Below are 11,279 nucleotides of genomic sequence, written 5' to 3'. Positions count from 1 at the left end.
GACGACTGGCCGGCCGCGCTGTCCGGCGGCCAGCGCCAACGCGTGGCCCTGGCGCGCGCGCTCGTGCATGAACCGCAGCTGCTGTTGCTGGACGAGCCGCTCGGGGCACTCGACGCGCTCACGCGCATCGAGATGCAGCAGTTGATCGAAACGCTGTGGACGGCGCGCGGCTTCACGGCCGTACTCGTCACGCATGACGTGCAGGAAGCCGTGGTGCTGGCCGATCGCATCCTGTTGATCGAGCAGGGGCGGCTGGCTCTCGACCTGGACGTTGGCCTGGCGCGGCCGCGCGCGCGGGGCAGCGTGGAGTTCGGTGGGTTGGAGCAGAACGTGCTGGATCGGGTGCTGCAAACTCATCAATCTGCGTGATTGTGAGAGTTTTAGCGTGATCAATTCTGCCCGATTGTTACATCGGGCAGTTTTTCTCCATTGTACAAACGGAATTAAATTTCCTAAAATTTGATGCACACAATACAATCGCTTGTTTGACAGCTAGAAATGATTTCATTAAGTTCCACAAGTCGTTTCTGGCGACTTTTCAATTTAGCAATGTCCAACAAAGGGAGGAATCATGAGCGAACGCAGACACGAGCAGAAGGTCAAGGACGTTGGCGTCGATAACGATTACCTGTGCATCGAGCTATTGAGCGGTCTCCGCCTGATGGGCCCGTTGCGCACCAACCCGGTCTACCGCGAGCCCGTCATCCCACCGGAAGCGCGTCCTCTGCCGAACGGCGATTACATGCGCGCCGTCGCCCCCTGAGCAGTCCCCAACGCCTTTCCTGGCCAGAAGCCGGGGAAGGCGCCACCGGCGCACGATTGCGCTCCCCGCCCCGGAAAGGCACGGACTGATGGGGTTACAATGTTCCCATGAAAATCCGTGTTGCGACCTACAACATCCACAAGGGCGTCTCTTCCTTCCGTAGTACGCCGCGCGTGTTGGCGCTGAAAAAAGCCATCGGTGCCTTCGATGCGGACGTCGTGTTCCTGCAGGAGGTGCAGGGCCGGCACGACCGCTACCAGGCCCGCTATGGCGAGAAGGTGCGCACTCCCCATCACCACTGGCCCGAGAAGGCCCAGCACGAGTTCTTTGCGGGTGAAAACCTGCATGCCGCCTATGGCATGAATGCCGTGTACGACCACGGCCATCACGGCAACGCGTTGCTGTCCGGTTTTCCGATCTCGAACCAGAACAACCACGACGTCTCCGACCACGCCTACGAACAGCGCGGCATCCTGCATTGCGTGCTGGAGACGCCGTCCGGCAACGTCCACTGCTACGTCGTGCACCTGGGCCTGTTCGAAGTCAGCCGCCGGCGCCAGACAGAGGCGCTGGTCCAGTGCGTGCAGGACTCCGCACGTCCGGACGAGCCCGTTATCATCGCCGGCGACTTCAACGACTGGCGCAATACCCTGAGCGATTGCCTGCGGCTGAAGCTGGGCGTCGTTGAGGTATTCGATGAACTGGAGCGGCCGGCGCGGTTCGGCGCGCGGATCGGTGATATCGTGCGCAATGCGGCCGGGCGCGAAAAACGCCTGGTGCCGGCGCGGACGTTTCCTGCCGCGCTGCCCTGGTTCCGGCTCGACCGGATCTATGTGCGCGGCTTCAAGGTCGAGCATGCCGAAGTGCTGCACGGCCCGCAGTGGGCGCGCCTGTCGGACCACGCACCGATCGTGGCCAACCTGCAGCTGGCATAGCGATGCGCACCGTTACGTATGTAGCCAACAACGACGTTACTCTCCTCGAAAGCGGCAGCACTTATTTCCCGGCGCTGCTGGCCGCCATCGACGCGGCCAAACATGAGATCCTGTATGAGACGTATATCTATGCCGAGGACGACACGGCGCGCGCCGTCACCGACGCGCTGATCCGTGCGGCGCAGCGCGGCGTCAAGGTCCGCGTGCTGGCCGACTGGTTCGGCACCGGCAACCGCGTCGCCTTGCGGCTGAAAGAGGAATTCTGCGCGGTCTGCGTGCATTATCGGATGTTCAATCCGTGGTTCAAGCGCGGTGCCGCGCGCAGCCACCGCAAGATCGCCGTCATGGACCGTGAAGTCGCGTTCGTCGGCGGCATCAACACGAACGACGACAACCTGCACGACTACGAGCCGCACGCGCCGCTGCCGGCACCCCGCTGGGATTTCGCCGTGCGCGTGCAGGGGCCGCTCGTCGCGGAAATCCACCGCGAAGCCCAGGCCCAGTGGACGCGGGCCGGTCACCTGCCGCTCGTCCGACGGATCAATTTGTTCCGGGAAATGCGCAAACAGCCGGCCGCGCTGGGCGACCACCCGATGCGCGCGGCGTTCGTCGTGCGCGACAACCTGCGCAACCGCCGCACGATCCAGCGTGCCTACCTGCAGGCGATCGGCCGCGCACGCAAGCGGGTGCTGATGGCCACACCGTATTTCGCGCCGGGCCGCAAGTTCCGCGACGCGCTGTGCCAGGCCGCGCGGCGCGGCGTCGACGTCTGCCTGATGATCGGCGTGGGCGAATTCCGCATGCAGGATGCCGTCGCGTCGTCGTTCTACCCGCAGCTGCTGGCGGCCGGGGTACGCATCGTCGAATACCGCAAGACGCAGCTGCACGCGAAGGTCTGCGTCGTGGACGACAACTGGGCCACGGTGGGCTCCAGCAACTGCGACGGGCTGTCGCTGTTCGTCAACCAGGAAGCGAACGTCGTCGTGCGCGATGCGCAGTTCGCCGGTACGCTGGCCCGCCAGATCGAGCGGGGCGTGGCCGATGGCGTGGAGGTGTGCCTGGATGATCTGCGGCAACTCGGTTGGGTGCGCCGCTGCGGCCACGAAATGGCCTATCTTCTCTATAAATTGACCATGCGGGTCGTCGCGATCGGCTACGCATGATGGAAAGACGCTATGACAGAGAATGACAACGTAAGGATCGACAAATGGCTGTGGGCCGCGCGCTTTTTTAAAACGCGCTCGCTGGCGGCGGATGCGGTCGACCGGGGCCGCGTGCGGATCGGCGGCGAACCCGTCAAACCCGCCCGCTCCGTCAAGGTCGATGATAAGATTTTCGTCGACAACGGTTCGAACCGCTGGGAGGTGGTCGTGCTGGGCCTGTCCGACAAGCGGGGGCCGGCACCCGTCGCCCAGGCGTTGTACCGCGAGACGGAAGAGAGTATCGTCCGTAGGGAAAACGATCAGGAAGCACGCCGTTTGTTCCCCGAACCGGGCAGCACGATCAAGGGCCGCCCGACCAAGCGCGACCGCCGCGCCATCACCCGTGCGGGCGGCTGACAACACACTAGAACGTCGCCTCTAAGTTCCCGTTTGACATTTCACGGCTGGTAGATAATAGTACGAGCGTTCGGATTTTTTCGATCAGATTAAATCCTCTCTTACGCGAGGCATATTATTAATACGACAGCGAAAAGCATGAGCATGCGCAAGGGCGAGATGACGCGGGCCGCCATCCTCGATGTTGCGCTCGAGCTCGCCAGCCGCGACGGTCTGGAAGGCCTGACGATCGGCCTGCTGGCCGACCGCATGAATATGAGCAAATCGGGCGTGTTCGCGCACTTCGGGTCGCGCGAAGACCTGCAGATCGACGTGCTCAAGCTGTACCACCGCCGCTTCGAGCAGGAAGTCTTCTTCCCCAGCCTGAAGGAAGCCCGCGGCCTGCCGCGCCTGGAGGCGATGTTCAATCGCTGGCTCAAGCGCGTCTCGGTCGAGATCGCGTCCGGCTGCATCTATATCAGTGGAGCCGTCGAATACGACGACCGCCCGGGCCCGATCCGCGAAGAACTCGTCGCCATGGTCCGCACGTGGCAGGGCGCCCTGCTGCGCTGCGCGCAACAGGCGATCGACTGCGGCGACCTGAAGCCGGGCACCGACCCCGAGCAACTCGTGTACGAGATGTATGGCCTCGTGCTGGCGGTGCACCACGATGCGCGCTTCCTGCGCATCCCGGGCACCGTCGACCGCGCGCACCGCGGCTTCGCGCGCCTGGTCGAAGATTACCGCAATCCCAACAAGCAAAACAGCCAGGCGGATACCGCCAGCGCCCAGTAATTCACACAAAATATTCACCTGTCAGGAGAACAACCATGGGTCAGTACGTCGCGCCACTTCGTGATATGCAGTTCGTTCTGCACGAGTTCCTCAACGTCACCGAAGAATTCAAGAACCTGCCGGCGTACCAGGAGATCGACGCCGACATCATCAACCAGGTGCTGGAAGAAGGCGCGAAATTCACGCAGGAAGTGCTGTTCCCGCTGAATCACAGCGGCGACCGCGAAGGCTGCCACTACGACGCCGCCACCAAGACCGTCACCACGCCCAAGGGTTTTAAAGAAGCCTACAAACAGTACGTGGAAGGCGGCTGGGCTGCGCTGGCCTGCGATCCGGAATACGGCGGCCAGGGCCTGCCGGTCTCGCTGAACAACTCGTTCTACGAGATGCTGAACTCCTCGAACCAGGCATGGACCATGTACCCGGGCCTGTCGCACGGCGCGTACGAGTGCCTGAAGGAACACGGCACCGACGACCAGAAGAAGTTCTACCTGCCGAAGCTCGTCTCGGGCGAGTGGACCGGCACGATGTGCCTGACCGAAGCGCACTGCGGCACCGACCTGGGCCTGCTGCGCACGAAGGCCGAACCGCAGGCCGACGGCACCTACAGCATCACCGGCTCGAAGATCTTCATCTCGGCCGGCGAGCACGACATGTCGGAAAACATCGTCCACCTGGTGCTGGCCCGCCTGCCGGACGCGCCGGAAGGCTCGAAAGGCATCTCGCTGTTCCTCGTGCCGAAGTTCCTGCCGAACGCCGACGGTTCCGTCGGTGCCCGCAACGGCATCACCTGCGGCGCCATCGAAGAAAAGATGGGCATCCACGGCAACTCGACGTGCCAGATGAACCTGGACGGCGCCATCGGCACGCTGATCGGCCAGCCGCACAAGGGCCTGAACGCGATGTTCGTGTTCATGAATGCCGCCCGCCTGGGCGTCGGCATGCAGTCGCTGGGCCTGACCGAAGTCGCGTACCAGAACGCGCTGGTCTATGCGAAAGACCGCATCCAGATGCGCAGCCTGTCGGGCCCGAAGGCACCGGACAAGCCGGCCGACCCGATCATCGTCCACCCGGACGTGCGCCGCATGCTGCTGACGGCGAAAGCCTATGCCGAAGGCGCGCGCGCCCTGACGTCGTACGTCGCGCTGCAGATCGACCGTGAACTGAACCACCCGGACGAAGCTGTCCGCAAGGAAGCCGCCGACGAAGTCGCGCTGCTGACCCCGGTCGTGAAGGCCTTCATCACCGACAACGGCTGGATCGCCACGTCGGAAGCGATGCAGGTCTACGGCGGCCACGGCTACATCGCCGAGTGGGGCATGGAGCAGTACGTGCGCGACGCCCGCATCAACATGATCTACGAAGGCACGAACACCGTGCAATCGCTGGACCTGCTGGGCCGTAAGATCCTGATGGACAACGGCGCCAAGCTGCGCGCGTTCGGCGAAAAGATCAAGGCGTTCGTCGAAGACAACGGCCTGGACGAGCAGATGTCCGAATTCGTGAGCCCGCTGGGCGAACTGGGCGAGAAGGTCGGCAAGCTGACGATGGAAATCGGCATGAAGGCCTTCCAGAACCAGGACGAAGTGGGCGCCGCCGCCGTGCCTTACCTGCGCGTCGTGGGCCACATGGTGTTCTCGTACTTCTTCGCGCAGATGGCGAAGATCGCACTGGCCAAGAAGGATTCGGGCGACAAGTTCTACGAGTCGAAACTGGCGACCGCACGCTTCTACTTCGCCCGCCTGTACCCGGAAACCGCGATGCTGATCCGCCAGGCACGTTCGGGTTCGTCGAACCTGATGGCGCTGGACGCCGACCTGTTTTAAACACGCACCATCAAATCTACCCGTCGTTCCCGCGAAAGCGGGAACCCATACTGAGCATCGGAACTTGGATAGTCACGAGCAAAGCACAGCTTCCGACTTCGGTGCTTCAGTATGGATCCCCGCTTTCGCGGGGACGACGACTTAACTAAGGATTACGAGAGATGACTAATTTCATCGTCAAGAAAGTCGCCGTGCTGGGCGCCGGCGTGATGGGCGCGCAGATCGCTGCGCACTGCGTCAACGCCAAGGTCCCGGTCGTGCTGTTCGACCTGCCTGCAAAAGAGGGAGCGAAAAACGGCATCGTCCTGAAGGCCATCGAGAACCTGAAAAAACTGTCGCCGGCGCCGCTGGGCAACAAGGAAGATGCCGCACTGATCGAAGTCGCCAACTACGAGGACAACCTCGACGTGCTGGCCGGCTGCGACCTGATCATCGAAGCCATCGCCGAGCGCATGGACTGGAAGCACGACCTGTACAAGAAGGTCGCACCGCACATCGGCGCCAACGCCATCTTCGCGTCGAACACGTCGGGCCTGTCGATCGAGAAGCTGGCCGAAGGCTTCGACGCCGAGCTGAAGTCGCGCTTCTGCGGCGTGCACTTCTTCAACCCGCCGCGCTACATGCACCTGGTCGAACTGATCCCGACCGCCGCGACGAAGCCGGCAATCCTCGACCAGCTCGAGACCTTCCTGACCTCGGTCCTGGGCAAGGGCGTCGTGCGTGCGAAAGACACGCCGAACTTCATCGCCAACCGCGTCGGCATCTTCGGCATGCTGGCCACGATCCACGAAGCCGAGAAGTTCGGTCTGTCCGTCGACGTCGTCGACGACCTGACCGGCGCCAAGCTGGGCCGCGCCAAGTCGGGCACGTTCCGCACGGCGGACGTCGTCGGCCTGGACACGATGGGCCACGTCATCAAGACGATGCAGGACAACCTGCAGGACGACCCTTTCTTCGGCGTGTACAAGACGCCGGACGTGCTGGCCAAGCTGATCGAAAAGGGCGCGCTGGGCCAGAAGACGGGCGCCGGCTTCTATAAAAAGGTCGGCAAGGACATCCTGCGCCTGGATACCGCGACGGGCGAATACGTGCCGGGCGGCGCCAAGGCAGCCGACATCGTCGCACGCATCCTGAAAGAGAAGGACCCGGTCAAGAAATTCAAGGCGATGCGCGAATCGACCAACCCGCAGGCGCAGTTCCTGTGGGCGATCTTCCGCGACGCCTTCCACTACATCGCCTTCCACCTGGACTCGATCGCCGACAACGCGCGCGACGTCGACTTCGCGATGCGCTGGGGCTTCGGCTGGAGCGTCGGCCCGTTCGAGACGTGGCAGGCCGCCGGCTGGAACACGATCGCCCAGTGGGTCAAGGAAGACATCGAAGCGGGCAAGGCCCTGACCGATGCACCGCTGCCGGCCTGGGTGTTCAGCGCACCGGTCGCGGAGAAGGGCGTGCACACGCCTGAAGGTTCCTATTCGGTCACGAAGAACGCGTACGTGCCGCGCTCCGACGTGGCAGTGTACGAGCGCCAGCAGTTCCGCGCACCGGTCGTGGGCGCGGGCGGCGAAGATCCGAAGACCGCCGGCACCACCGTGTTCGAGGACGATTCCGTGCGCCTGTGGCACTCGGGCGACGAAGTGCTGGTCATCTCGCTGAAGACGAAGATGCACGTGATCGGCGACGGCGTCATCAAGGGCATCCAGCGCGCGCTGGCCGAAGCCGAGAAGGGCTTCAAGGGCATCGTGATCTGGAATACCGATGCGGCCGACGGCGGCGCGTTCTCGGCCGGCGCCGACCTGCAATCGGCCCTGCCGGCCTTCATGGCGGGCGGCGCGAAAGCGATGGACCCGATCGTCAAGGAACTGCAGGACACGTTCATGGCGATGAAATACTCGAACATCCCGGTCGTGGCCGCGGTGGCGGGTCTCGCCCTGGGCGGCGGCTGCGAAATGGCGCTGCACGCATCGAAGCGCGTGGCCTCGATCGAGTCGTACATCGGCCTCGTGGAAGTGGGTGTCGGCCTGGTGCCGGCCGGCGGCGGCCTGAAGGAAGCGGCAGTGCGCGCGGCCAATGAATCGAAGGGCAACGACATCCTGCAATTCCTGAAGACCGGCTTCACCAACGCGGCTACCGCGCAGGTGTCGAAATCGGCCCTGGAAGCGAAGGCAATGGGCTACCTGAAGGACGACGACGTCATCGTCTTCAACCCGTACGAACTGCTGCACGTGGCGAAGGTCACCGCGCGCTCGATGTTCGACGCCGGCTATCGTGCACCGCTGCGCCGCCCGGTCACCGTCACCGGGCGCTACGGCTGGGGCACGATCCGCGGCCAACTGGTCAACATGCGCGACGGCGGCTTCATCTCCGCGTACGACTACCAGCTGGGCGACACGATCGCGGAGATCGTCTCCGGTGGCGACATCGACCAGGGCAGCGTCGTGTCCGAGCAGTGGCTGCTCGACATGGAGCGCAAGGCATTCGTTTCGCTGCTGAACAATCCGAAGACCCAGGAACGCATCATGGGCATGATGCAAAACGGTAAGCCGGTGCGTAACTGATCGCGGCGCGGACAACAAGGACTACTGACATGAGCAAACAACTTCAAGACGCATACATCGTCGCAGCGACCCGCACCCCGATCGGCAAGGCGCCGCGCGGCTTCTTCAACAAGACCCGTCCGGACGACCTGCTGGTGGCCGCCATCCGCGGCGCGATGGCCGCCGTGCCGAACCTGGACCCGGCACTGATCATCGACGCGATCGTCGGCTGCTCGTTCCCGGAAGCGGAGCAGGGCTTCAACGTGGCCCGTAACGCCGTCGTGCTGGCCGGCCTGCCGAACACCGTCGGCGGCGTGACCGTCAACCGCTACTGCGCCTCGGGCATCACCGCCCTGGCCATGGCCGCGGACCGCATCCGCGTCGGCGAGGCCGACGTGATGATCGCCGGCGGCGTCGAATCGATGTCGATGGTGCCGATGATGGGCCACCACCCGTCGATCAACATGGAGACGTTCAAGGACGAGAACGTGGGCCTGGCGTACGGCATGGGCCTGACGGCCGAGAAGGTCGCCGCCCAGTGGAAGGTGAGCCGCGAAGACCAGGACGCCTTCGGCCTGGAATCGCACCGCAAGGCCATCGCCGCCCAGCAGGCCGGCCTGTTCAAGGACGAGATCACCCCGGTGGAAATCGTCACCCGCACGCCGGACCTGGCGACCGGCGAGATCAAGGTCAAGCGCCGCACCGTCGACCTGGATGAAGGCCCGCGCGCCGACGCCAGCATGGAAGGCATGGCGAAGCTCAAGCCCGTCTTCGCCGCCAAGGGCAGCGTGACGGCCGCGACGTCGTCGCAGATGTCGGACGGCGCCGGCGCGCTGATCGTCGTCAGCGAGAAGATCCTGAAGGAACACAACCTGACCCCGCTGGCCAAGTTCTCGTCGTTCGCCGTGCGCGGCGTGCCGCCGGAGATCATGGGCATCGGTCCGAAGGTCGCGATTCCGGCGGCGCTGGCCGCCGCCGGCATCACCCAGGACCAACTGGACTGGATCGAACTGAACGAAGCCTTCGCGGCACAGGCACTGGCCGTCATCCGCGACCTGAACCTGGACACCAGCAAGGTGAACCCGATGGGCGGCGCGATCGCCCTCGGCCACCCGCTGGGCGCGACCGGTGCGATCCGCGCCGCGACCGTCGTCCACGCCCTGCGCCGCAACAACCTGAAGTACGGCATGGTCACCATGTGCGTCGGCGCCGGCATGGGCGCGGCGGGCATCATCGAACGCGTGTAATCCACACGACGTGAACGGAAGGGTGGGTACGGCACAACCGTTCCCACCCTTTTTTTATACGAACAAGCGAGACACCGAATGGACATCCTGACCACCACCGCCGACGGCATCCTCACCCTCGAATTCAACCGCCCGGAACGCAAGAACGCCATCACGGGCGCCATGTACACCCTGCTGGCCGATGCGCTGCGCGCAGCCGACACCGACCCCGCCATCCGCGCGATCCTCATCACGGGCAAGCCCGAGATCTTCACGGCCGGTAACGACCTCGAAGATTTCCTGCACAACGTGGGCGAAGGCGCGATGACCGAATCGCGCCCCGTATTCCAGTTCATGCGCGCGTTGGAAGGCTGCTCGAAGCCGGTGGTCGCGGCCGTCGCCGGCGCCGCCGTCGGCATCGGCACCACGCTGCTGATGCACTGCGACCTCGTCTACTGCGCCGATAACGCGAAATTCTCGATGCCGTTCTCGCAGCTGGGCCTGTGCCCCGAGTTCGCATCGTCGCTGCTCGTCGCGCAATCGGCGGGCTACACCCGTGCTGCCGAAAAGCTGATGCTGGGCGAAGCCTTCGGCGCGCAGGAAGCGTTCGAGATGGGCATCGTGGCGCGCGTGTTGCCGGCCGCGGAGCTGCTCGCGTTCGCGCAGGGGCAGGCTGCCAAGCTGGTCAAATTGCCGGCGGCGTCGATCCGCACGACCAAGGCCCTGATGAAGCGCTCGCGTGCGGCGCTGGTAAAGGACACCATCGCCGCCGAGAACGAGCGGTTCAGCGCGATGCTGACCGGGGCCGAGGCGAAGGAAGCCTTCACGGCGTTCTTCGAGAAGCGCAAGCCGGACTTCAGCAAGTTCGACTGATGACCGCGGGCCGGGATCGGTGCACAATGCCTTCATGAACCTGCACCGTCTCGACCTCGTTTCACTTTCCCTGTTCAGCCACGTCGTCCGCTCCGGCAGCATCAGCAAGGGCGCGCTGCTCGCCAACCTGGCCGTCGGGGCGGCGAGCAAGCGCATCTCCGACCTGGAGGCCGCCGTCGGCGCCGCGCTGTTCGAACGCCATTCGCGCGGCATCACGCCCACCGCGGCCGGCCTGGCGCTGGCCCGGCACGCGCAGCGCATCCTCGGCGACGTGAACCTGCTGGCGGCCGAACTGCACGACCACGCCAGCGGCATCGTCGGCGTGGCGCGCCTGTGGGCGAACACCTCCGCGATCACGCAGTTCCTGCCGGCCGACATCGCCGCGTTTGCCAGGGCCAATCCGGCGATCCGGATCGAGCTCGCTGAGCTCAACAGCAACGAGATCGTGCTGGGCGTGCTCGAAGGCCGCGCCGACATCGGCATCTTCGCCGACCGCACGCCGGCCCTCGGCCTGCACCTGATGCCGTATCGCGAAGACCGCCTCGTGCTCGTGGTCCCGGCCGGCCACGCGCTCGCGCGCCGGCGCAGCCTGGGCTTCGAGGAGGCGGCGGATTTCGACGTCGTCAGCCTGTCGCAGGGGACGTCGCTGGCGCAGCGCCTGCAGGCCGAGACGGAAGCGATGGGCCGGCGCCTGCGCGTGCGCATCCAGGTGCGCAGCTTCGATGCGATGTGCCAGATGGTGGCGGCCGGCCTGGGCGTCGGCGGGCAGCACCGCGACGCCGTGCG

The 11,279-nt window shown here is 64.7% G+C and carries 11 protein-coding genes; all 11 read left to right on the top strand.

What is annotated here, in order from left to right; all coding sequences use genetic code 11:
• Positions 1 to 369, top strand: a 369-nt coding sequence (locus ACEN88_RS15350; protein WP_413340891.1) for an ATP-binding cassette domain-containing protein, incomplete at its 5' end; no start/stop codon positions are given.
• A 202-nt stretch (positions 370 to 571) separates the two neighbouring features.
• Positions 572 to 763 carry a hypothetical protein gene (locus ACEN88_RS15345; protein ID WP_413340889.1) on the top strand — a complete coding sequence of 64 codons (192 nt, stop codon included), beginning with the start codon at positions 572 to 574 and terminating at the stop codon, positions 761 to 763.
• A 107-nt stretch (positions 764 to 870) separates the two neighbouring features.
• A complete protein-coding gene (locus ACEN88_RS15340) occupies positions 871 to 1,698 on the top strand; it encodes an endonuclease/exonuclease/phosphatase family protein (protein ID WP_413340888.1) in 828 nt (275 codons plus the stop codon).
• A gap of 2 nt (positions 1,699 to 1,700) precedes the next feature.
• Positions 1,701 to 2,861: a cardiolipin synthase ClsB gene (gene clsB, locus ACEN88_RS15335; protein WP_413340886.1), complete on the top strand. Its 1,161-nt coding sequence runs from the start codon at positions 1,701 to 1,703 to the stop codon at positions 2,859 to 2,861.
• Between the two features lie 12 nt (positions 2,862 to 2,873).
• Positions 2,874 to 3,257, top strand: a complete 384-nt coding sequence (locus tag ACEN88_RS15330; RefSeq protein ID WP_413340884.1) for an RNA-binding S4 domain-containing protein — start codon at positions 2,874 to 2,876, stop codon at positions 3,255 to 3,257.
• A gap of 144 nt (positions 3,258 to 3,401) precedes the next feature.
• Positions 3,402 to 4,031 (top strand): TetR/AcrR family transcriptional regulator, encoded by a 630-nt coding sequence (locus ACEN88_RS15325; RefSeq protein ID WP_413340892.1) that lies wholly within the window; start codon positions 3,402 to 3,404, stop codon positions 4,029 to 4,031.
• A gap of 35 nt (positions 4,032 to 4,066) precedes the next feature.
• On the top strand, positions 4,067 to 5,857 hold the full coding sequence (locus ACEN88_RS15320; protein WP_413340883.1) for an acyl-CoA dehydrogenase C-terminal domain-containing protein: 1,791 nt from the start codon (positions 4,067 to 4,069) through the stop codon (positions 5,855 to 5,857).
• A gap of 161 nt (positions 5,858 to 6,018) precedes the next feature.
• Positions 6,019 to 8,415 (top strand): 3-hydroxyacyl-CoA dehydrogenase/enoyl-CoA hydratase family protein, encoded by a 2,397-nt coding sequence (locus tag ACEN88_RS15315; protein ID WP_413340881.1) that lies wholly within the window; start codon positions 6,019 to 6,021, stop codon positions 8,413 to 8,415.
• Positions 8,416 to 8,444: 29 nt separating this feature from the next.
• Positions 8,445 to 9,641: an acetyl-CoA C-acyltransferase gene (locus ACEN88_RS15310; protein WP_413340879.1), complete on the top strand. Its 1,197-nt coding sequence runs from the start codon at positions 8,445 to 8,447 to the stop codon at positions 9,639 to 9,641.
• A gap of 78 nt (positions 9,642 to 9,719) precedes the next feature.
• Entirely contained in the window at positions 9,720 to 10,493 is a 774-nt protein-coding gene (locus tag ACEN88_RS15305; protein ID WP_413340877.1) for an enoyl-CoA hydratase, read from the top strand.
• 34 nt (positions 10,494 to 10,527) lie between these two features.
• On the top strand, positions 10,528 to 11,279 hold a 752-nt coding region (locus ACEN88_RS15300; protein WP_413340875.1), incomplete at its 3' end, for a LysR substrate-binding domain-containing protein.

It is taken from the genome of Massilia sp. CT11-108 (genome assembly GCF_047302915.1).
In the GTDB taxonomy this organism is placed as follows: Bacteria; Pseudomonadota; Gammaproteobacteria; order Burkholderiales; family Burkholderiaceae_D; genus Telluria; species Telluria orientalis.
This window is presented reverse-complemented; position numbering and strand designations above follow the sequence as displayed.

Coding starts and splice junctions, on each gene's coding strand:
- ACEN88_RS15345 (WP_413340889.1), top strand. CDS start 572: ATGAGCGAACGCAGACACGAGCAGAAGGTCAAGGACGTTGGCGTCGAT.
- ACEN88_RS15340 (WP_413340888.1), top strand. CDS start 871: ATGAAAATCCGTGTTGCGACCTACAACATCCACAAGGGCGTCTCTTCC.
- clsB (WP_413340886.1), top strand. CDS start 1,701: ATGCGCACCGTTACGTATGTAGCCAACAACGACGTTACTCTCCTCGAA.
- ACEN88_RS15330 (WP_413340884.1), top strand. CDS start 2,874: ATGACAGAGAATGACAACGTAAGGATCGACAAATGGCTGTGGGCCGCG.
- ACEN88_RS15325 (WP_413340892.1), top strand. CDS start 3,402: ATGCGCAAGGGCGAGATGACGCGGGCCGCCATCCTCGATGTTGCGCTC.
- ACEN88_RS15320 (WP_413340883.1), top strand. CDS start 4,067: ATGGGTCAGTACGTCGCGCCACTTCGTGATATGCAGTTCGTTCTGCAC.
- ACEN88_RS15315 (WP_413340881.1), top strand. CDS start 6,019: ATGACTAATTTCATCGTCAAGAAAGTCGCCGTGCTGGGCGCCGGCGTG.
- ACEN88_RS15310 (WP_413340879.1), top strand. CDS start 8,445: ATGAGCAAACAACTTCAAGACGCATACATCGTCGCAGCGACCCGCACC.
- ACEN88_RS15305 (WP_413340877.1), top strand. CDS start 9,720: ATGGACATCCTGACCACCACCGCCGACGGCATCCTCACCCTCGAATTC.